Here is a 22,199-nt window from a genome sequence, read left to right on the forward strand (position 1 = left end):
CTTAAAACCATTCCTGCAATGGTTTATCCTTATAACATAATTAGCAGTAAGGATAAGTTAATGCCTGGCACGCATAATAAAGCGCAACTACCTAGTAATCCAACTCTCAAAGAGATTAATTGGTATAAAAAGCAGATAAACTGGGGAGAGCTCCCGCCTTTTTATCATCTTGTTGCTTCTTCGGTCAGCGAATCTGAAGGAATATTGGAGCACGGATTTGATAACGCTGTAAAAAGCCTGATCAATAAACGCAATTGGAACTTAGACTTACTTGAAGGCTATGAAGATGATTTTGGTGAAATACACACCAAGCATAAGCCGCGTATAGCGCTACACCAAGTATTTACCGACCGTGGCTTTGAGCTTTGGGCGCAACCCTATGCTAAAGATATAATTATTGATCAATACGTTAAAGATAACCGCTTTATGGAGTTTAAAGTATGGGATCCGCATTCAATGAAAAACCTGATCCGCATAAATCAGCTCCATAAGTTTATTGGCTTTTATTTTGAGCGCGGCGACAAGGCTGATAAAGCCATTATTTTACATGCACATAAGGTAGTACATAAAATTATTAAATTTTTGCAGCAGGAATTGAACGTTGTAAAGCTTGATGGAGTCACAATAAAAGAACTCTACCAATTGTGCGAAAAAGACAGCCGTGCAAGCAGCGATGAAATTGACATAGCAAAAATTGCCATTGGTGAACAAATTAACAAGGAATAAAATGCAGCTAAAATCAGCCTTTATCACTTTATGCAGTGCCGCGCTTACCTTTAGCCTACTGGTTAGTGAGCCGTTAAAGGCACAAACAAACTTTACGCTACCCGATTTAGGCACGTCTGCGCTACAAGTTTTGCCACTTGAAAAAGAACAAGCCATTGGCGAAGTGATGATGATGCAAATAAGAGGCTCATCACCGGTAGTAAACGACCCCGTTTTAGACGAATACTTAACCACACTTGGCCGAAAACTTGTGGCTAATGCAAACGACGTGCGTTTTCCTTTTTCGTTTTTTTGGGTAAATAACAACGAAATTAACGCCTTTGCTTTTTACGGCGGGCATGTTGGTGTGCATACTGGGCTTATTGCGCAATCAGATAACGAAAGCCAATTTGCCTCTGTACTTGGGCACGAAATAGCGCACGTAACTCAGCGCCATTTAGCTCGTCGTATTCAGCAACAACAAGATAACAGCGCTCTGACTATTGCAGGCATGATAGCCGGTATCTTAGCCACCGTGGTTGCTCCCGACGCAGGTATTGCTATTATTTCGGCTAACCAAACCCAAGCCGCGTTTAGCCAACTAACTCACAGCCGTGCTGCCGAGCAAGAAGCCGACAGAATTGGTATGCAAACCCTTAATAACGCCGGTTTTGACGCCCGTGCATCGAGTGAATTTTTAACTAAACTTTCAGCGCAAATAAGATATAAGTACAAACCACCCGCTTTTTTACTTACCCACCCATTGCCAGAGAGCCGTGTATCTGACGTACGCCTACGTGCAGAGCAATTCCCTGTGCGCCATTTAAACCCAAGCCTTGAGTTTAATTTAGCAAAAAGCCGAGTACTTGCTCGTTATGCCAATAAGCCCGAAAATGCCGAAGCGTTATTTAAAAAATTAATGCGCGAAAACAGTTACAACAACACCGCGCTTAAATACGGCTTGGGCATAAGCTTACTTGATCAAGATAAACTAGATGAAGCCGCCGAAATTTTAGAGCCGCTATTAGCGCAAAGTCCTAAAAATTTATTTTATATCGATACCCATACCGATTTACTAATAGCGCAAAAAAAAGCCGACGAAGCGGTAAAATTTTTGGCTGAACTAAACAACTATCGCCCTAACAACCAAGTTATTACTTTAAACTATGCAAATGCAGCATTAGAGGCTGAGCAGTTTGAACTAGCTGAAAACATTTTAAAAAGCTTTTTACTTGAAAAACCCGACCACAACTTAGGTAAACAGCTATTAGCCGATGCCTATAAAAAGCAAGACAAGCTTGCCGCTTATCACGAGGCCAATGCTGATGTGTTATCGCAATATGGCGCGTATATTAAAGCCGCAGACGAAATCCAAAAAGCGCTTAACTTCGTAGAACCCACAGAGCTGGTTAAACAGCAACGCCTAAAAGCCTTGCTTACTCAGTATCGCCGTTTACAAAAAGAGCTGGCAAGGCTTTAAGTCTGTCAGCGCTTGCCCTAAAATAGCGGCAAATTACATTTTGGAACTAATTGTATGTCAGTTACTATTTATCATAATCCACGTTGTTCTAAATCGCGTGAAACCCTCGCATTACTAGAACAAAACAACGTAACACCAAGCGTAGTAGAGTATTTAAAAACACCGCTTAACCATGAGCAAATAAGCCAACTTTTAGAACAATTAGGGTTTAGCTCAGCTCGCCAGCTAATGCGCACAAAAGAAGATGCATACAAAGCGCTTAACCTAAAAGAAGAAACCAACGAGTCAGCGCTAATAAACGCCATGGTAGACAACCCTAAACTTATTGAACGCCCTATTGTACAAAACAACGGTAAAGCAGCCCTTGGCCGTCCGCCTGAAAACGTATTAAGCGTATTATAATGACGACTCGCATTGTTGTCCTGTATCACTCAAGCCATGGCTCGGTTGAGGCTATGGCGCACGAAATAGCCGAATCTATAGAGCAACAGGGTGCCACAGCCGTATTGCGTACCTTTGTTGCTAAAAATCCGCACGATATAGTAATTACAAAAGATGATTTAATAAATTGCGACGGCCTTGCGTTTGGTACACCTACCCGATTTGGCATGATGGCATCGCAAGCAAAAACGTTTTGGGAAACCACCAGCGATCTATGGCTAAAAGGCCAGTTAATAGATAAACCAGCCTGTGTGTTTTCATCATCAAGCAGTATGCATGGCGGCAATGAAGCCACCTTACTTAATTTATCATTGCCGCTACTACACCACGGCATGATGTTATTAGGGGTACCTTACGAAGTACCAGAGTTACTAGCTACGCAAACCGGCGGCACACCTTACGGGGCAACACATGTAGCCGGCAGTAGTAATACGAATACTTTAAGTAAAGACGAAATTAAAATATGCCAAAGCGTTGGTAAACGCCTCACTCACATTGCGAGAAAACTTCAATGAATACCGCTGACACCCCTGCTAAAAAGCCAATTACTGTAAAATTTCAGCGCACCGCTATTTTTGGCTATGTGGGTTTATTACTTTTATTTCCTCTGTGGATGTACTTTGTACCTCCGCTAAATGGCAACGCAAGTGTTGTATCCTTGTTTGTGCCTATAATCCCTTTACTGTTGCCCTTAAGAGGCTTTATTAAAGACAACACTTACACTTACGCTTGGGCTAACTTTGTTGTTATGTTGTACTTTATACATGGCTTAACCATGTTATGGGCTGCACCTGATGAGCTAATATGGGTGTTATTAGAGCTTGTATTTGCCTCTGCCATGTTTATTGGCTGCACATATTACGCAAGGCACCGTGGGCAAGAGCAAGGCTTAAAAATACGTAAGCTTAAAGAAGAGCTCGCAGAGGAAAAAGCCGCTAACGAATACAATAAATAATACTAATTCGCAAAATAAATTATTTAAGTTGAAAGTTGAAAGTTGAAATAATACCAATCCGCATAAGTAAGTGATCTATTTTGAGGATGGAAAAACGTGTTGATAGCAAGGCAAAAAATTCGCTATTTAGTTGTTCTAAATGAGAGTTTTTTAACGCAGATAGCGACACGTTTAGCCCCGCAAAATGATTAGATATTATTGCGGATTGGTATAATAGCTTATACATACAAAAAACGCGCTTAACATAACAATGTAAGCGCGTTTTTTTTAGGCTTTTAGTTTGCAATGGCAGTCGCTACACTAATTCGCTCAGTGCAGCCAGTGCAACTATGCTGGCTAATCCAAGCTGAGCTATTAAGCTTAACAACGAAAAAACACGCAACACAAATAATCCCCACGGGTGTTTTATATGTGGATAGAGCGCACAGCGCTTTAAGCTCGCCGCAAAGAAAAAACACACCGATGCAATCAATGTAAAAATTAAAGTCAGCTCACTTTTTATGGCAATGCTTTCATCAAAAAAGAAATACAGCTGCAATGGCAATAAAATAGTGACAATTGCGTGTAAGGCGTGCACCTTTTTAATGCGGTTAAACTGCCCTTCTGGCGAAAGCTCTTTTATACCAAAATCGCGCTCAAGGCATTTAACTAAATTGCTTGCTTTAATACTTACTGCTAACCGGTAACAGCTTAAGCCCTCGTTATTACGTGCTCTAAAGTCGTAACCAGCTTTTAGTAATAGCACCATAAGGGTTTCGTTTTTAGCTAACACTGCATAATGCAGTGCGGTATTGCCTAAGGTGTCTTGCGCTTTTTGATCCTGTTTAGCCAACAGAGTTTCTATCACATTTACATAGCCTTTTTCGGCTGCCCACATAAACGCTGTTTTATTGTTTTCATCAGTCAATGTACCAGTGGCACCTTGCTCTATAAAACGCATCGCCATGGTTTGCTTTGCGCTTTTTTGGCTTAAATGAGCAAGTAATGCTTTTTCAAGCAATACAATAGAATCTACATCAGGCGATACTTGCGTTAACAACGTAAAATAGTCTTTACCGTTTGCTACTTTTTGACTGGCAAGCTCTGTAAGTTCGTTTAAATCAGCAACCGATTCAGGTAAAAAAGCACTTAAACGCTCTCTAAAATCAACTTCTTGCCACAGTGCTAGCGTATCGTGTGCACTTAATTTGCTGCCACTATTTAGGGCATGTTCAATTAACGAAAAATAGCGTTTACTAAATAATAAGCTAAACAACGAAAGCGGCGTATCAAGTGCGTTTTGCGCCGCCACACTGGCGTATTTTTCTAGGCGCTGGCACAGCATTAGCGCCATTGATTCGCTGGTGTATTCGTTATCTAAATAATGATTTTTAACAGCAGCAATGTAAGCGTGCGCATCTTCGTCATATTCACTAATATGCTGAAAATAACACTCTTCAAAGGGTTCAAGCGGGGTTAACCATATCAAATAGTAAATGGGTGGTAGCACAGTGGTGCATACACCGTCATCTTCAATAGTAGAACGACATGCAGGCCAAGCTTCTAAAGCATCTAAAATAAAGGCACCGTTTTGTTCTACAAGTCCTTTAATAAGTAATGGGTATTCCTTTGGCCAAATCAGTACATTTTCCATTAAAACAGCACAACTCCAGTGTAGCTTGATGAGGCGTCAGTTATAGCAGTTTTTAGCTGACACCACGCTTAATCGACGTGGTGATATTCTATCACACCTTTTTTTTGCTGCGAGCTTAAAGTAGATGAATATTAAGAAAATATAAAAGCAGCCAATACACTTTAGTGCGGCTGCTTTTGTGGTTGGAGAGGGTCTTAATCAGGAAGTGAACTATTTATTTTTTAGCTCGGTAATTACTTGCTCTAAACCTACATCAGAAATACGTTGAATGATCTCTTTTTGCTTAGCGCTTAAAAGCGAAATACCTTCGGCAACAATGTCGTAAACTTTCCATTGCTGATCTTTACCTTGGCGCAGCTTAAAATGCAGATCAATCACGGGCGCGTTTGGCTCAATAATTTGCGTTTTAACCGTCGCGTACTCAGAGTCGCTTTTCGCGGTATCTTGTTCAAATACCACTTGCTGGCCGGTGTACTTCATTAGCGCACCTGCGTAAGTACCTGTTAAATAATGCTCTACCGCATCAATAAAGCGTACAGCTTGCTCACGCTCAATGCCTTTAATGTGCTTACCAAGCAATTTAAACGACACAAACTTAATATCTATGTTTGGCATTAAACGCGTCTCTACAATGCGCGCCATGTCGGCTTTGCTTGCATCGCCTTGTGCATTTACTTTTGCAATATCGCTAAAAAGTGTATCGGCAACGCCCTCAAGCATATGTTGAGGCGACTGCGCCGTTTGCGCAAATAACGCGCTGCTAAAAAAGGCAACAGCAATAAAAATAGTGTTAAAAAGTTTCATGAGCGTGACCATGTGTGTGATTAAGATGTGGCTAAATTACGCGATTTTAAGCCACAAAAACAGACACAAAAATGCACCTTATTAATGCCAAAACAGCACCAATTAAATAAACTATTTATTTTCAAATAGTTAAGCCTTCCCTGTTAACACCCCATAAACAAGCGGCATTTTGTCTTCATTGAAAATGTGAATGGCCCGCCCTTATCATTTATTTACTCATTCGACTCACACACCAATTTGGCAGTTATGAAAACGGTATATAAAACTTTCACACTTATTCTATTTTTAGTTATTTCAGTATGGGGTAACACAGCGTTTGCGCAGTCTAATCATGGTTACGCCGTAGATGTTCTCAAGGGCGAAGGCAACGTGAATGGCGTTAAGCTGGCTTATCAATATCATGCCCCTAGCTTACAAAACTTAGTGGGCGATGCGCGCTTTTATTTTGAAACCAGCGTTAATATGTGGGAATACCGCCATGGTGACAACTCGCAATCTAATCTTGTTTTGGCTATGTCGCCCGTACTGCAGTTTCCTGCTTTTAGTTTTCATAATACCCCGTTTTATATTGAGGCAGGTATTGGCGTATCGCTTATTGATGAAACTAAATTTGCGGGCAAAAATATTAGTACTCACTACCAATTTGAAGACCGTATTGGCCTAGTTGCAGACTTTGGCCACACAAACGTAGCGCTTCGGGTTATTCATTACTCAAACGCCGGATTTAAAGAGCCTAACCCAGGTTTAAACTTTTTAACTCTTTCAGTGGCAAGGCGTTTTTAATCTTCATTCGTATTTAGTATCAATTTGCCACTTAAAAGTGGTTAAATATTAGGTTAAATTGAAATAACTAGCCACAAAAAAGCCCTGATAAATCAGGGCTTTTTATAATTAAAATACACTACTAGCCAACTAACCAATGCGCCATTAAGGCAATAACCGGCAGCGTAATAAGTGTACGTAAAATAAATATAACGAACAGCTCAACAATGTTTACCGGTATTTTACTGCCCAGTAAAAGTGCGCCAACCTCAGACATGTAAATTAGCTGAGTGACGCTCATTGCGGCAATAATAAAGCGAGTTACATCGCTTTCAATGGTGCCCGCAGCTAAAATTGACGGAATAAACATATCGGCAAATCCCACCATAATAGTTTGTGCCGCGGCCTGTGCTTCGGGTACTTGTAACCACTCTAAAAATGGCACAAACGGCATACCTAAATATTGAAATACCGGCGTGTGCTCAGCAATAATAAGTGCAAATGTTCCTACGGCCATTACAACAGGCAGTACACCAAACACCATATCAAGCGCATTATGTACACCCTCTTTTAAGGTACCTTTAAAGCCCGACGAGTTATTGGCTTTTGCTAATGCTACATCAAGTGAATGCCCTACTAAGCTTTTACCCGATGGGATAGCCTCAGCATCGCGATTTGGCTCACTGCCATCAATAAGCAAATCTTTTTTAAAGCGAAGTGGCGGTAAGCGCGGCACAATAATAGCGGCAACCACACCGGCTAAACATACGGTGGCATAAAATGGGGCAAATAAGTGCTCTAATTTCACTTGGCCTAAAACCACCAAGCTAAAGGTAATAGAAACCGCCGAAAACGTAGTACCAATAATAGCGGCTTCGCGCTGCGTGTAGTGCTTTTGGTCGTACTGCCTTGCGGTCATTAAAATACCAACACTGCCATCACCTAACCACGACGCAGTACAGTCAACTGCACTTCGCCCAGGTACGCCAAATACAGGGCGCATTACCTTGGTTAGCATAGTGCCTGCAAGCTCTAATAACCCAAAGTTAATTAGTAAAGGCAGTAATAAACCGGCCAGTATAAATACCGAAAACAAAACAGGTAATAAGTCGTTTAATACCAAAGCGCCTGTGTTTGCAGAGGTAATTGCCTCGCTACCTAACCCTAAATGGGTCATTAGCACAAACGCCGTACCAAATAAACGCACCACTAACCACACTACACTTACATCAAATAAATGCTTTAACAGGGGTGATTGGCAAATAGCGGCGGGTTTAAATACTTTGGTGATCACCGACATAACGCCAGTAATACAAATAATAAGGGTAATAATTGCTTGCGCAGAGCCAGACATCAACGCTTGCACGCCTTTAGCCATTAACGCAATAGGAATGGTCATCCCGTCTGCGGTAGGAATGGGTGTCATAAATAAAAACACACCAATTAACGACGGTACTAAAAAAGTAAACCAAGTGCGCCACGTATAGTGCCCGCGAGGAGGTAACTGAGACATATTTTTTAATCCATAAAAACTACAAAAAGAGCAAAGCGCTCTTTTTGTAGTAAAAACTTATTATTAATTATTAAATTTTGATGCCGCGCTGAATAAGTGCTGCTTCTAACGCTTGTTGTAAACCATTCATGGTGCCAGGCTCAAGTGTTTCACCTTTGTCATCCATCCAGGTTAAGCTTGTACCGCCTTCTTTAGTTTTGCTCACTAAAATTTGGTATTGGCCTTCTTCAATTGGAAGCTGCGCAACTTCGTCGCCCCAAATAGAATCCCATACACTGCTTTCTGGCTTGTTGTAGTCGGCAGTTATTAAGCCGGTATCGGTTTTAATCTCAACAATGGTAAACGATAGGCGCTCTAAAAAGCCCGAGAAGCGATCGAATACTGCATCGTATGATTGCTCAGTAACAAGTGCAGCATTGCCTTTGTTATCAAAGCCCATTTCTAAAGAAATAATACCTTGGCGCTTGCGGTTTTCTACTTCTAACTGACGATAGCGATAATCAAATTCAGCCACAACTTGGTTAAGCGCGCGTACTTCTAATTGCTGCTTAAGTAAATCGGTTAACGTATCATCACCTTTAAAGTCAATAAGTTCAGCGCGTAACGAAGCAGTACGCTGATGCGATTTTTCTTCAATTGTGAATCTAAAGCGCTCTTGGTTTTCGCTTACCTCATCGCCCCATAACCAGCTCTCTTCAGCTTTAATTATTGAGTACCAGTCGGTTTCGATAATACCAAGTAGCTTATCTTCTTTTGTGGTTGTTGCATTATTTTCGGCAATAACCGCTTTAATTGAGTCCCAAACAAATTCATCTAAATCAACAATGCCATCGTTTTTATCAAAGTAAATACGCGCTTGTTTATCGCCCTCTTCTACCCAGCTACCTTTAGCAACAGTTAAAACCTGTGCTGGTGGACGATAGTTTGTTGCCTCAGGGTTGTTATCGTATTGGCCCACATCCATTTTATAAACCGGATCTTGCGCTGGTTGAGATAACGATGGCGGGGTTTTAACACCTTCATGCGTACGATAATTGCGTTCGTTGTGCGCTTCATTAATAAAAACATTACACCCTGATAAACTTACCAATACACTCACTGCAAGTGCTTTTGGGATCCAATACTGCACAGATATTTCTCCTTAGCATACCCTTTAATTGTTTTACACGTATATGAGTGGGTAATACCGAATTTGGTTCAGTGTAAAATCAACATTAACTTTACATTTATTATTTGGCTGTCTAATTGCAATAAAGTTCACACCTAAGTGTTATAAAATCAATCACAACAAAAAGACAAATTTTAGCTATGGTACTTTCCTGTGCCAGTAAAAACAAGGAACACAACGCTTTAAAGCGCCTTTAATTAAGCGCCTATGTAGTTTAGGGTGCTTTTTGTGTTAAACTTCGCCGCCGTGCAACGTAGTGTATGCGCAGCGGGCTATACCAACTCGGTTGTTATATTTCAAAAAACGTAGGTATTAAACTTCATGACTGCATTTTCAAATCATCAAATTGTTTTAACCGCTATTGGCGAAGATAGACCGGGAATTGTAAGCGAACTTACACAGCTTGTAAGTGATTGTCATTGCAACATTATAGATAGCCGAATAGCTATTTTAGGCAGCGAATTTACCTTTACCATGCTGCTAAGCGGCGATATGTCGGCCATTAGCCGCATAGAGCACACCTTGCCTACTAAAGGCATGGAGCTAGGCCTACTCACCATGATGAAGCGCAGCACCACTCGCCACACCGAAAGTGAATTTTGCGCAGGCTATACCCTTGAATACACAGGGATAGACACCCCAGGTACACTGAGTAAAGTAACGCGTTTTTTTGCCGATCACCACATTAGTATCTGCTCATTAAAGTCAGACACTTACGATGAAGAAACCGACACTAAAATGCGCTGCGAAATTGAGTTTAATATCCCAGTAGAGGTTGATATAGACCAATTTAAAGTGACCTTTGAAAACCTTTCGCACAGTCTTAACGTAGATTATATTTTTAAACGTATTCGCTAAGGAGCACAGCATGAACAAAATTAGTCCATTACAAGCCGGTGATACAGCACCAGAATTTAGCTTACAAAATCAAAACGACGAAACAGTCACCCTAAGTGAGCTGTTAAAAGAGCAACAAGTACTGGTGTACTTTTACCCTAAAGCCTCTACACCGGGTTGTACGGTTCAAGCCGAAAACTTACGTGACCAACAAGCGCAGCTTGCTCAATTTAACACCCGCGTTGTAGGTATTAGCCCAGATCCTATTAAGCGCCTTAAAAACTTTGAAACTAAAAAAGAGCTTAACTTTGATTTACTCGCCGATGAAGATCACGCCATTGCTGAAGCATTTGGCGTATGGGGCTACAAAAAGTTTATGGGTAAAGAATACGATGGTATTCACCGCCTTACATTTTTAGTAGGCCAAGACGGTAAAATTAAACACTTATTTGATAAGTTTAAAACCAAAGATCACCACCAAGTGGTTTTAGATTACTTAGCGGCGGAATAAGCTGTAAGCTGTAAGCTGTAAGCTGTAAGCTGTAAGCTGTAAGCTGTAAGCTGTAAGCTGTAAGCTGTAAGCTGTAAGCTGTAAAAAATATACAAAAGCGTTGCTCTAGGGCAACGCTTTTTTATTAGCGTTTATTCAATGAAGTACAGTGAAGCACAGTGACTCGTTACATAATTAATTAACCATAAGCGCCACTTGAATATATAAGCTCGTAACTGTGGCTATAAATTTCTAAAATATTGCCAAACGGGTCTTCCATGTAAATCATGCGGTATGGTTTTCCCTCTGGGTAATAATAGCGCGGCGCTTTCATACGCTTTTTTCCGCCCGCGGCCACTATTTTATCAGCGAGTCCTTCTACATCAGGGTCTTGTACGCATAAATGAAATATTCCCGTTTTCCAATACTCAAAATTATTTTTTGGGTTTTGCTGATTTTTAAATTCAAATAGCTCAACCCCCACCCTATCCCCTGTTGATAAATGGGCTATTTTAAAACTGCCCCACCCAGCACCAAATACATCAGTACACATTTCACCAATCGGTGATTTATCTTCTGTTATTTGTGTGGGTTTCATAATTAAATACCAGCCCAGCACTTCAGTATAAAACTTAACGGCTTTTTCTAGGCTTGGCACTGACACACCAATATGCGAAAACGTGCGCGGATAAGGCATTGGCGAATCAGCTAAGCCATTTGCTTGCTCGCCTTTATCAGCTGCTTGCAGGTTGGCATTAGCATTTAAACTTGTAAACAGCATAGGCAGCGCCGCCGCACCCAACCCAGCAGCCGATAACTTCATAAAGTCTCTTCGATTTAGCTCTTTTTTACTCATGGCATGTTCCTTAACGGCAAAGGCGTTAAATGTAATTAAAGGAATTAATTAGCCATGATAAATGAATGTAGTAAGGACAAAAAATTATCAAATATGATATTAATGATTACGTTTTGTGATGGTGGTTGGAAGGAGTATTTAATTCATATAGTGTTATTTGAATCAACACTATATGAATTATTGGCTGTAATTATGCAATTGCGCTTTCTCGCATGCTTTTCTCTATGGATAGGCTTTCTCGATATTCAGCAGCTTCTGCTTTCAGCGTCCAATGAACATCTAAAATACCACTCACTTCTACAGCTTGTTTCACTTCAGATATCGTTGTTTTAAAAAACTCTTTTCTTGAGTTAATCTTATTAACTGAGCATAAGTTGAAACGACGATGAAGTTCTTTTTCCAAAGTTGGTGCGTCCTCACTAAATATCATTGCATGAACATCAAAAGAAAACGGGACAGATGCATCTCCAAGCTCTTTAACACGGTCCATTGGTTCTAACCTTCGAGTCATACCTATTTTAAATACTTCTTCACCAAAACTACCAATGTTACTGATGACATAAACATGACCACGTCTAGTTTGTTGTGCCATAGAAATAGCTCTTTGTCCTTTATCCTCAGCTTCTTTTAATTGATTTTCTAAATCAAACAACTTGGCTTCATAGTCAGCTTTTTGTTCATCATTAGCAGCTAAAAGCTCTTCCCTGACTTTTTTTAGCGCTTTTTGAATTAATCGTTCTTCCTTCTCAGCTTCTTTTCTTGCTTTTTCGATATCTCGTAGCGCTTTTTCCTCTTCACGTATCTGTGCCCGAATTTCAGCTTGTTCTTCTCGCTCAATTCTTTTAAGTTCACTGACCGCGACTGCCCACTTCAGCTCTGTTAAACGAGCGTTTAAATACTTTTCATTAATCCGCGCACTACGAAACGGTACGCCATTGTGATTTACTAATGCAAAAGCATCTAAAATTTCTTGGTTTATCTTCCCAAAATTGTCGTGTTTTACTTTGGATAATGCACTATCTACTTTGCCGTTAAAAGCATCAACCACAAAATGTATTGCGTATGTTTTTCTATGGTGCTCGACATAATCGCAATCGCCTGCAAAACCATCTTTAACCATTTGGCGGATGTTTTGACGTATTAATTTTAACTCGACTCCAGCCTCTTTATGGCTAAATTCATCAGCTAAATCATCTAAAACTGAGTGATTTGGTATTATGTAGTCGTCTTTATAGCCATCGATAGTATTTCGCATAGCTTTAATTGCTTGTTCATAGATATCTGCTTTTTCTTTAGCCTCGTAAGCATCACCAGCAATTTCTTTAGCTTGCTGAACTGCAAATGATGTAATTCGATCTGCCTCTTGATTAGCCTCAAAGCGAATTTTCTCAGCTTTTTCTTTTGCTTCTTTAAGCTTTTGATTCCCTTCGGCTTTATACCCTTTCAGGGTTTCTCTTGTAGTAACAGCTTCTAGTTCAATGTCATTCGCTAAATCCATTGCATTTTGTTTTATAGTCTTTGCTTCCAACTCAGCTTTTTCTAGAAGGTCTTTAATATAGTTTTCTACTTGAATAATTGGGCTGTATTTATCAAGTAACTCTTTATTTTTAATTGATGTGTTCTTAATTTCTGCTCTTGACACATCAAGCTTGTCATTCAATGAATCTATATTTTTTTTAGATTGCTGCTTTAGGTTTTTAACCGTGCTGTACCAGCTAAAACAAATGATTAAAACTACAAATGCGAGTATTGAACTAAGAAGTTCCATATCTAAATCCTTTTATTAAATTAACTACAGACCGTATCACAGATTAGCTGTACTTGATAAATGTATAGCAATACAAACCCACTCTTAAAAGCATTTGAAAATAATGGGGCTGGTAGTTTTATAAGAGTTCTCTGTTTAAAATTAAGTGGCTAAATACCAATCTATTTGAAAAAAGATAAAAAAGGAGAATTTTATTTCGAGTAAGGCAATCAAGTTTAGAGTGTATTTAGTCGCATTGATTATATGTGTTATTGGCTTTATGTTTTTACCAGCGAGTAGCCAGTTTTATACAAACCCGTTTTATATTGGCAGTTTTATTTTTGCAATCGCGCTAATTGTGAATGTTATTAATTACTTTTGCCCAAATTGTAAGAAAAACCAGGTAATGCAATCAGCTACTAGCTATCGCCTGCCAAAAAATAAATGCTATCACTGCGGGGAAAAAATTAATTAGCCTTTTCGGATGGCGCTTCGCTTATCCGACCTACGCGTTTTAATAAGCTGGTGTGGTGGTTTATATAAAGAGTGAGTAATGGAGTTGTGGTGTTGGGTTTCGTTACACTCAACCCAACCTACTAGAGAACCAGAAGGGTCAGAACCAGAAGGGTCAAATCTTGACTTCATACATCATAAATTAATTAGCTATTGATATTCGCCGAAACTTAAATAAGTTACGGTGTCGGATGGCGCTTTGCTTATCCGACCTACGCGTTTAAATAAGCTGGTGTGGTACTTGATATATAGAGTGAGTAATGGAGTTGTGGTGTTGGGTTTCGTTTCACTCAACCCAACCTACTAGAGAACCTGAGGGGTCAAATCTTGACTTCATACATCATAAATTAATTAGCCATTTATATTCGCCGAAACTTAAATAAGTTACTGCGTCGGATGGCGCTTCGCTTATCCGACCTACGCGTTTAAATAAGCTGGTGTGGTGGTTTATATAAAGAGTGAGTAATGGGGTTATGGTGTTGGGTTTCGTTACACTCAACCCAACCTACTAGAGAACCTGAGGGGTCAAATTTTGGCTTCATACATCATAAATTAATTAGCTATTGATATTCGCCGAAACTTAAATAAGTTACTGTGTCGGATGGCGCTTTGCTTATCCGACCTACGCGTTTAAATAAGCTGGTGTGGTGGTTTATATAAAGAGTGAGTAATGGGGTTATGGTGTTGGGTTTCGTTTCACTCAACCCAACCTTGTATCTACGTAATATAACTTAACGCCGAGCAGCTTATCGCTTACAGCTAAGCACTTACAGCTGCCCTTGCGCTTTAGCTAATCCCTAAATACTTATGTACCTGCACTGATAAGCGCCAGTTTTTGGCAATACAGGTGTCGATGGCTAATTTGGTGGCTGACACTTTTTGGCTGATTGGCTGTAAGTATACAAGCTTCGGGTTAACACCTGTTTTGGCAAATAGCGCTTCAAGCTCATCTACGTGCTTTTGCATCGCTACTGGGTGCTTTATCTCGTTGGCGCGCTTCATGGCGCTGGTAAGTACTTCGTAGCCGCCACGCATGTTAATTTTAGGCGATACGGTAACCCAGGTTTGCTCAGGGGCAAGTATTTCAAAGGTGCCGCTGGTTTCTATTTGTGTCGTAAAGCCGTTATCGTGCAATAGCTTACACACTGGGTTTAAATCGTACATACACGGTTCGCCGCCGGTAATTACAACATGCTTTGCTGTATAGCCACGCGATTTAAACAGCTCAAGTACTTGCTCGGCGCTGGCATCGGCCCAATGATCTGAATCGGCTTTTTTTTCTACCGTTTCATCAAGCGATACTTTGTACACGTTATCGACTTCCCAAGTTTGTTTAGTATCACACCATGCGCAGCCCACTGGGCAGCCTTGCAAACGCAAAAATATTGAGGGTGTGCCGGTAAAACTTGCTTCACCTTGGATGGTTTCAAACACTTCATTAATTTTGTACAAAAGAGATCTCACTTACTGCCTAGCTGCAAAATTGCTACTATAAAAGTCGAAAAAGCGCTGCCCAAAAATTGTTATTTAAGCTGCGGCCGTGTAGTATATCGCGCCCTGATATAAACCTCTATTAAAACTAAAGAGCAATCCAGATATGACGCAAAAAGTAGTTGTTATTTATTCCGGCGGTATGGATTCGTTTACCGTATTAAATAAAGCCTTACAACAAGGCCATGATGTTTATGCCCTTTCATTTGACTATGGTCAGCGTCATGTTAAAGAGCTTGAAGTGGCTGCAAACGTGTGTGAAAAACTTAATGTTCCGCATAAAATTGTAGATATATCAGCTATTAACCAGCTTATTGGTGGCTCATCACTGACTGATGATATTGATGTACCAGAAGGTCATTACGAAGAAGAAAGCATGAAAAGCACCATAGTGCCTAATCGTAATATGATTTTGCTTTCGCTCGCGGTTGGTTACGCTGTGTCTTTAAAAGCGAGCAAAGTATATTATGGCGCGCATTCGGGGGATCATGCTATTTACCCTGATTGCCGTCCTGAATTTGTGCAAAAAATGGATGATGTATGTCGTATTGCTAATTACGACGCTGTAGAAATTTTTAGCCCATACCTAAATAACACAAAAATTGATATTTTAACCGATGGCATAAAAATGGGCTTAGACTACAGCCAAACATGGACTTGTTATAACGGACGCGAAAAAGCCTGTGGTAAATGTGGCGCCTGCCAAGAACGTTTAGAGGCATTTTCGCTTAATAACGTCACTGATCCAATCGAGTACGAATAACCGCTAGTTACGGGGTTTTCAGTGAAAGCACGGTTAATTTATTAGCGCTGAACGCAAAAAGGCTATCATCTCGATAGCCTTTTTTGTATTTGCTTGTAAATTACAACCAGCGTTTTACTTTGTTTTTATACTCTGTGAATTCTTGGCCAAATAATTTGCTAAGCGCCCGCTCCTCAGGAATTATTTGAAAAAACGTTAAATAAGCAATAAACCCAGCAACACATAAAAGTGCCCACAGCGAACTAAGCCAAATACCCCAGCCAGCTAAAATAAACGCAAAGCCTACATACATAGGATTACGTGAAATTTTATATACACCACTGGTTACCAACTTTGATGCTTGCTCGGGCTTATTTGGATTAACTGTGGTGCGTGCAAGTTTAAAGCTTACCACTGCGGCTATACAAAATGCGCACCCTATAATGACTAAGCTTGCTGCTAAGTAGGCAATAAACGCTGTAAAATCAATCACACTGTAATGCGCTATTAACGCCATAATGCCTGCAAAAACGAGCACGACAATAACCGGAGGTATTTTATTATTTAACATAGCAACTCACTGTATTGATTATAAAATAAAGTTCTATAAGTCTGTAAACACTATACCCGTTTGCATTAATACACAATTAAATACAAGGTTAACGCTGGCATAGAGCGCGTTAAAACTGCTGATCAAAGCAACACAATAAAAATGTTGGCTTTAAAGTCACACGGTTTAATCTCAAATAGACTTATTAATTACGCCATTAGTTATTAAACAATAACGCAGGTGTATCAATGATGAACACAACTCCACGCTGCAATCGACAAATAAAGTTACAATTGTCAGGTTTAACCGCTGGTAAATATGGTTATACTTTATGCAACAGTTAAAACTATAAAAAGGAAGTGGTTATGTCAGGCACTACAATGATAGTACTTATTGTGCTTATATCGGTTGGCTCTGGAGTTATTTACGATATGTACAAAAAGCACCTTGAATTTAAACACAAAATGCAAGATAGCAACCAAGATGCAAATAAACAACTGGCCGAGGTAAGTGCGCAAGTAGTTGCTTTAAAAGAGCGCGTGCAAACGCTTGAGGCCATAGTGACAGACTCAAGCTACACCACAAAAGAAGAAATTAACCGCCTTTAAAAACGATATAAATGTGCATTTTCTGGCTGCTCTATACCGTGGGCAGCTAAAAACCCATCTATAGCTTGGCCGCAACCTTGTGGCGCACGCGAACTATCAATTTCAAAATTAAGCTTATTAGCATGTTGCTTGCCAAGTGAGCACAGCCCCAACACTTTTGGCGAGCGCATTGCCACACTAAGTGCACCTATTTTTTCTATGCAATTGTGTTTACTAAATCGGGAAAACCCTTGGTATTTAAATTGCTCACTCACATACTCATTACTAATATCAACCAGGGCATTAATAAAGCCATGTAAAAAGCTATTTGCGCTGCTATCACTGGTTAAAAATGCAAAGGTTTTATTATTAAATTCTGTAAGCTGACAAGTGTCGCAATGTAATTTTAAGATGTATAACCACTGCTGCGAGCTTAGTTGCTGCATAGCACTTAGCGATACCTTAGCACCTGCAAATACTACCCGTTTTAATAGCTGCTCAATTGTGCAATGTTGCTCATTGCCCTGCGCCGCGTGTGTAATAACAAGCTCTGCATTTTGTGCCATAACCGGTAAATCATGATGATTATTAAATGGCGTGCTGGTGGTATTATTGCTGTGAGTAAGTTGAAACAGCTCTCTTACTTCATGCTCTCGCGCTATTTTAAGCGCTAAAAACGCTGTTTGAATAAGCTCGGAGGTTGGTAAGTTTTCCTCTACTATCCAGCGCCTGCCAAACAGTAATTTTTTTGCTGTGCCCTCACCCGCGTAACTACTGGTTTTGTAATTATCGGGGCTGAGTACGGCAACTTGTAAATAAAGTTGCTGATCTTTTTGTGCAGCAAGCACTCTAAAGTGCGCTGAAAAATTAATATTTTCTAGTACTTGATTAACGCTTTGTAAGGTGTGTTTATAGCGTAAAAAGTGCTGTGGAACTATCCAGCTGTTATTAGCAAGTTGCACTAATGGAGCATACGAAATTGGCTGCTCGTAACTGTTTTGCCATTTTTGCTCTGCACTGAGCAGCGGCTCAATGCGACTTTTTTTATCTGACATACATAAACCAAATAAACTCGCTCAAGGCGATATAATCTATGTTAATGTTACGTTTTTGCGCCTTGCATTAGATCACACTATTAGCGCTAAATAAGCCATTTTTAAGCGTCGCTGAGCTTTTTATAATCTGTTATAACTTTTTGATAATAAAGCTCATCTTTATTAAGCATTTTATTATAATGAGTGAGTAACTGTTTAAGGTATTGCTTGTGCGATGCATTATTTAAATCCCACATGCTGTTACCGGTAGATGTGAGCAACGCTGTGCTACGTTGACTTACCTCTATAAGCTCATAATAGCGGTTGTTTTCAGTGATTAATTGCTCGCTTTCAAGGCCAAAGCCTAATTTGGCTAAACCACTGCGCAAATGATAAGTATGGTGTATAGGGCAAACTATAAAGCGGGTGCTTGCTACAGATGCCACGCAATTGTTTTTAATAATGCCAGTAACAAGTTTTAGTAACAGCTCGCCGCCAACACCTGCAATAACTACAGTATTTAACGCATTTGGAACGAGCTTTATTTCTCTTACATCTTGGCAATGTACTTTATATTGCGCATTACTTGGCAGTGTTTGGCTAATATTTGTAAGGTGCTCGCTCAGCTCGGCCATTATTTTATCTACCACATCGACAAAATTAACCTGTTTTGCAGCGCGGCGCTTTAATAGTGCAATGCCTAAGTAACCATGATCGCAGCAGCAATCCCAAATAACATCAACGGGGTTAGTAATTAACGCATTAATTGCGTTTAAACGCTTACTCAGTTTCATTTAATACCAATTAGCTTAATTAAGTGATCTATTTTGAGGCTGGAAAAACGTGTTGATAGCTAGGCAAAAAATTCGCTATTTAGTTGTTCTAAATGAGAGTTTTTTAACACAGATAGCGACACGTTTAGCCCCTTAAAATGATTAAGTATTATTGCGAGTTGGTATAAGTTGCGGTATGCGCCGTTTTATACACTAACGCTTTTAAGCTTTTATTGCTGTCTACTTCTACAAAACGGGCCGTTGGTGCAAGGCGCTCAACAAATTCTATTGCTCCTTGGGTGTGCTCGTTTATTAAAGCTTTAAACGCATCTTCGCTAAGCTCTGGGCTATTAGCGCATAATAAAAGCTGTGTGGTATCGCACAGTAGTTCGGGCAATCTGCGCAGCACCTTTTGGTAATCTTTAGTTAGAATAAAGCTGCCCTTTTGAAAGCTTGGTGGGTCTACAATAATTAAATCAAACGGTGCTGCTTTTTTTAATTTACCAAACGACTTTAAAATATCGTGCGGTAAAAAACTCACTCCGCGCTCAAAACCATTAAGTTGGTGGTTTTGCTTACCTACTTTAAGTACGCCTTTGCTCATATCCATGTTCATAACATGATCGGCCCCGCCTTGCATTGCCGCAAGCGAAAAACCACACGTGTATGAAAACAAATTAAGTACTTTTGCATGTTTACTATTGGCAGAGACAAACTCACGGCCACTTCGCATATCGGGGAATATCCCGGTGTTTTGGCGGCTTGTTAAATCCACTAAAAAACCAATGCCGTTTTCTTTTACCACATGTGGCGAGGGAAGATTACCATGCACTAAACGATTACTGCTTTGTACACCCGCGCGCTGTTGATACACCAATGCAGATATTAATTCAGGGTGATGCTGCTGCGCCCACCCCCAAAGGGTGCTGGTCAGTGTATTTAACGTGGCTTCGTCAATTTCATCGTACGAAATTAAAAACAAGCTTGGCGGATAAAAGTCTAAATTAATATGGCTTAGCGATGCCACGCTATGGCCGCGGCCATGAAATACGCGGCATAGTTCGTTTTGTAGTAATGGCGCATCTTCAAGCGCGCTTATTAGGGGCGAAAAATCGGGTGTCATTTAGTTAATCAACTGTTGTTGTAGTTCGTGTATTTCGTCGCGTACAGACGCGGCTTTTTCAAATTCAAGATCGCTGGCATAAGCATGCATTTTGCTTTCAAGCTGTTTAATTTGTGTGGCAATTTCTTTCGCACTGAGTATTTTTTTAGACTCTTTACGTACCAGCTTAAGGTTATCTTGTGGTGCGGCTTCTTCGCCCACATCCATAATATCGGTGATCTTTTTAACCAAGGCTTGCGGCTCAATGCCGTGCTCTATGTTGTAGGCATGCTGTTTTTCACGACGGCGCTGCGTTTCACTAATCGCTTTTTCCATCGATTTAGTTACTTTGTCGGCGTATAAAATGGCGCGCCCATCAAGGTGACGTGCAGCACGGCCAATAGTTTGAATAAGCGAACGTGCCGAGCGTAAAAAGCCTTCTTTATCTGCATCTAAAATGGCAACTAGCGCCACTTCTGGCATATCTAGGCCTTCTCTTAATAAGTTAATACCTACTAACACATCAAACACACCGGCGCGTAAATCACGAATTATTTCAACGCGCTCTACGGTGTCTATGTCTGAGTGCAGGTAGCGCACTTTTACGTTGTGCTCGCTTAAGTAATCGGTTAAATCTTCCGACATGCGCTTGGTAAGCGTAGTTACCAGTACTCGCTCACCTTTTTCTACACATTTATAAATTTCTGAAAGTAAATCATCTACTTGAGTGCCTACTGGGCGTATTTCTATTTCTGGGTCTAACAGGCCTGTTGGGCGTATAACTTGCTCTGCTACTTCGCCTGCGCTGCGCTCTAACTCAAAATCACCCGGCGTTGCCGATACATAAATCGTTTGCGGTGCTATGGCTTCAAATTCTTCAAAGCGCAATGGGCGGTTATCCATCGCCGATGGCATTCTAAAGCCATATTCAACTAGGTTTTCTTTACGGCTTCTATCGCCTTTATACATGGCACCTATTTGCGATACAGTTACGTGCGATTCATCGATGATCATCAATGCATCATCAGGAAGATAATCGAGTAATGTTGGTGGTGGATCGCCCGGTGTACGCCCCGACAAATAACGGCTGTAGTTTTCTATGCCCGAGCAATAACCAAGCTCGGTCATCATTTCTATGTCGTATTGTGTACGCTGCGCTATGCGCTGCTCTTCTACTAATTTATTGGCACTTAATAATTGCGCTCTGCGTTCTTTAAGCTCGGCTTTTATTTTTTCTATGGCATCAAGAATTTTTTCGCGTGGCGTTACATAGTGCGTTTTAGGGTAAATAGTGGCACGAACTATGTGTTTTTCTACCGCACCGGTAAGAGGATCAAAAATACTAAGGCGCTCTATTTCGTCATCAAACATTTCTACGCGTACTGCATAGGTGTCTGACTCGGCAGGAAATATATCAACAACTTCGCCACGTACACGGTAAGTACCACGGCTAAAGTCAATGTCGTTACGGGTATATTGCAGCTCAGCTAAACGGCGCAGCATATCGCGTTGGTCAACCTGTTCGCCTACTTTTAAAAGCAGCATCATTTTCATGTATGAGTCGGGGTCGCCCAAACCATAAATAGCCGACACAGAGGCCACTATTATGGTATCGCGGCGCTCAAGCAATGCCTTAGTAGCACTTAAACGCATTTGCTCTATGTGCTCATTAATAGAGGCGTCTTTTTCTATAAACGTATCGCTGGCAACCACGTAGGCTTCTGGCTGGTAGTAATCGTAGTAAGATACAAAATACTCAACTGCATTATTAGGAAAAAACTCTTTCATTTCTCCATACAACTGCGCGGCTAGTGTTTTATTATGCGCCATTATTATTGTTGGGCGATTTAAATCGCTAATAATATTGGCCATGGTAAATGTTTTACCTGTACCTGTGGCACCGAGTAAGGTTTGATGCGCAAGCCCGGCTTCTAAGCCTTCTTCAAGCTGTTTAATCGCTGTGGGTTGATCGCCCGCGGGTTTAAATTGTGACTTTAGCTCAAAGTGATCACTCAT

The 22,199-nt window shown here is 40.5% G+C and carries 22 protein-coding genes and 1 pseudogene; 10 read left to right on the forward strand and 13 right to left on the reverse strand.

What is annotated here, in order from left to right; genetic code table 11:
• The first annotated feature begins 60 nt into the window (after positions 1–60).
• The 5 genes from PSH54_RS13920 to PSH54_RS13940 are packed head-to-tail and all read left to right on the forward strand — an operon-like array spanning position 61 to position 3,581.
• On the forward strand, positions 61–726 hold the full coding sequence (locus PSH54_RS13920) for a hypothetical protein (RefSeq protein ID WP_273606367.1): 666 nt from the start codon (positions 61–63) through the stop codon (positions 724–726).
• Between the two features lies 1 nt (position 727).
• Entirely contained in the window at positions 728–2,185 is a 1,458-nt protein-coding gene (locus PSH54_RS13925; protein ID WP_024034211.1) for a M48 family metalloprotease, read from the forward strand.
• A gap of 54 nt (positions 2,186–2,239) precedes the next feature.
• Complete coding sequence (gene arsC, locus PSH54_RS13930; protein WP_029772483.1) at positions 2,240–2,587, forward strand: arsenate reductase (glutaredoxin); 348 nt, start codon at positions 2,240–2,242, stop codon at positions 2,585–2,587.
• Complete coding sequence (wrbA, locus tag PSH54_RS13935) at positions 2,587–3,141, forward strand: NAD(P)H:quinone oxidoreductase (RefSeq protein WP_004589170.1); 555 nt, start codon at positions 2,587–2,589, stop codon at positions 3,139–3,141. Before arsC ends, wrbA begins: the two co-directional genes overlap by 1 nt.
• The gene (locus PSH54_RS13940; protein ID WP_024034209.1) at positions 3,138–3,581 is read left to right on the forward strand and encodes a DUF2069 domain-containing protein; all 444 of its coding nucleotides are present in this window, start codon (positions 3,138–3,140) and stop codon (positions 3,579–3,581) included. The genes wrbA and PSH54_RS13940 overlap by 4 nt, the downstream gene beginning before the upstream one ends.
• 295 nt (positions 3,582–3,876) lie before the next feature.
• Here the strand turns inward: PSH54_RS13940 and PSH54_RS13945 are convergent, their stop codons facing one another.
• A complete protein-coding gene (locus PSH54_RS13945) occupies positions 3,877–5,214 on the reverse strand; it encodes an ankyrin repeat domain-containing protein (RefSeq protein ID WP_273606368.1) in 1,338 nt (445 codons plus the stop codon).
• 210 nt (positions 5,215–5,424) lie between these two features.
• The gene (locus PSH54_RS13950) at positions 5,425–6,018 is read right to left on the reverse strand and encodes an MlaC/ttg2D family ABC transporter substrate-binding protein (protein WP_273606369.1); all 594 of its coding nucleotides are present in this window, start codon (positions 6,016–6,018) and stop codon (positions 5,425–5,427) included.
• A 246-nt stretch (positions 6,019–6,264) separates the two neighbouring features.
• Between PSH54_RS13950 and PSH54_RS13955 the strand changes: the two genes are divergently transcribed.
• Entirely contained in the window at positions 6,265–6,801 is a 537-nt protein-coding gene (locus PSH54_RS13955) for an acyloxyacyl hydrolase (RefSeq protein ID WP_029772479.1), read from the forward strand.
• 121 nt (positions 6,802–6,922) lie between these two features.
• On the opposite strand, the gene PSH54_RS13960 is transcribed toward PSH54_RS13955, so the two are convergent.
• The gene (locus PSH54_RS13960) at positions 6,923–8,293 is read right to left on the reverse strand and encodes a YjiH family protein (RefSeq protein WP_273606370.1); all 1,371 of its coding nucleotides are present in this window, start codon (positions 8,291–8,293) and stop codon (positions 6,923–6,925) included.
• A gap of 70 nt (positions 8,294–8,363) precedes the next feature.
• The gene (bamC, locus tag PSH54_RS13965; protein ID WP_029772477.1) at positions 8,364–9,422 is read right to left on the reverse strand and encodes an outer membrane protein assembly factor BamC; all 1,059 of its coding nucleotides are present in this window, start codon (positions 9,420–9,422) and stop codon (positions 8,364–8,366) included.
• 360 nt (positions 9,423–9,782) lie between these two features.
• Between bamC and PSH54_RS13970 the strand changes: the two genes are divergently transcribed.
• Positions 9,783–10,319, forward strand: a complete 537-nt coding sequence (locus PSH54_RS13970) for a glycine cleavage system protein R (protein ID WP_029774547.1) — start codon at positions 9,783–9,785, stop codon at positions 10,317–10,319.
• A 10-nt stretch (positions 10,320–10,329) separates the two neighbouring features.
• A complete protein-coding gene (gene bcp / locus PSH54_RS13975; RefSeq protein ID WP_029774548.1) occupies positions 10,330–10,809 on the forward strand; it encodes a thioredoxin-dependent thiol peroxidase in 480 nt (159 codons plus the stop codon).
• Between the two features lie 178 nt (positions 10,810–10,987).
• Here the strand turns inward: bcp and PSH54_RS13980 are convergent, their stop codons facing one another.
• The 4 genes and pseudogenes from PSH54_RS13980 to queE form a co-directional block, all read right to left on the reverse strand.
• The gene (locus PSH54_RS13980) at positions 10,988–11,485 is read right to left on the reverse strand and encodes a lactoylglutathione lyase family protein (protein WP_273606403.1); all 498 of its coding nucleotides are present in this window, start codon (positions 11,483–11,485) and stop codon (positions 10,988–10,990) included.
• Between the two features lie 78 nt (positions 11,486–11,563).
• Positions 11,564–11,644, reverse strand: a pseudogene (locus tag PSH54_RS13985) (twin-arginine translocation signal domain-containing protein); the annotation flags it as partial.
• Positions 11,645–11,834: 190 nt separating this feature from the next.
• Positions 11,835–13,412 (reverse strand): DUF4041 domain-containing protein, encoded by a 1,578-nt coding sequence (locus PSH54_RS13990; RefSeq protein WP_273606371.1) that lies wholly within the window; start codon positions 13,410–13,412, stop codon positions 11,835–11,837.
• Positions 13,413–14,690: 1,278 nt separating this feature from the next.
• Complete coding sequence (gene queE / locus PSH54_RS13995) at positions 14,691–15,356, reverse strand: 7-carboxy-7-deazaguanine synthase QueE (protein ID WP_055255637.1); 666 nt, start codon at positions 15,354–15,356, stop codon at positions 14,691–14,693.
• A gap of 145 nt (positions 15,357–15,501) precedes the next feature.
• Here queE and queC point away from each other — a divergent pair, with 145 nt between their 5' ends.
• A complete protein-coding gene (gene queC, locus PSH54_RS14000; protein ID WP_004589469.1) occupies positions 15,502–16,158 on the forward strand; it encodes a 7-cyano-7-deazaguanine synthase QueC in 657 nt (218 codons plus the stop codon).
• A 100-nt stretch (positions 16,159–16,258) separates the two neighbouring features.
• Here queC and PSH54_RS14005 read toward each other — a convergent pair whose 3' ends face one another.
• Complete coding sequence (locus PSH54_RS14005; RefSeq protein ID WP_004589470.1) at positions 16,259–16,708, reverse strand: methyltransferase family protein; 450 nt, start codon at positions 16,706–16,708, stop codon at positions 16,259–16,261.
• Between the two features lie 344 nt (positions 16,709–17,052).
• Between PSH54_RS14005 and PSH54_RS14010 the strand changes: the two genes are divergently transcribed.
• Complete coding sequence (locus PSH54_RS14010) at positions 17,053–17,295, forward strand: hypothetical protein (RefSeq protein WP_024034198.1); 243 nt, start codon at positions 17,053–17,055, stop codon at positions 17,293–17,295.
• Here PSH54_RS14010 and PSH54_RS14015 read toward each other — a convergent pair.
• The 4 genes from PSH54_RS14015 to uvrB all read right to left on the reverse strand — a co-directional run bounded on the left by PSH54_RS14015 (position 17,292) and on the right by uvrB (position 22,199).
• A complete protein-coding gene (locus PSH54_RS14015) occupies positions 17,292–18,329 on the reverse strand; it encodes a hypothetical protein (protein ID WP_273606372.1) in 1,038 nt (345 codons plus the stop codon). The two genes, PSH54_RS14010 and PSH54_RS14015, sit on opposite strands and share 4 nt — an antisense overlap.
• 101 nt (positions 18,330–18,430) lie before the next feature.
• Positions 18,431–19,102: a tRNA (adenine(22)-N(1))-methyltransferase gene (locus tag PSH54_RS14020; protein WP_273606373.1), complete on the reverse strand. Its 672-nt coding sequence runs from the start codon at positions 19,100–19,102 to the stop codon at positions 18,431–18,433.
• Positions 19,103–19,250: 148 nt separating this feature from the next.
• Positions 19,251–20,204, reverse strand: a complete 954-nt coding sequence (locus tag PSH54_RS14025; protein ID WP_273606374.1) for a class I SAM-dependent methyltransferase — start codon at positions 20,202–20,204, stop codon at positions 19,251–19,253.
• Positions 20,205–22,199 (reverse strand): excinuclease ABC subunit UvrB, encoded by a 1,995-nt coding sequence (gene uvrB / locus PSH54_RS14030; protein ID WP_273606375.1) that lies wholly within the window; start codon positions 22,197–22,199, stop codon positions 20,205–20,207.

The organism is Pseudoalteromonas sp. Angola-30 (genome assembly GCF_028599215.1).
Lineage (GTDB): Bacteria > Pseudomonadota > Gammaproteobacteria > Enterobacterales > Alteromonadaceae > Pseudoalteromonas > Pseudoalteromonas atlantica.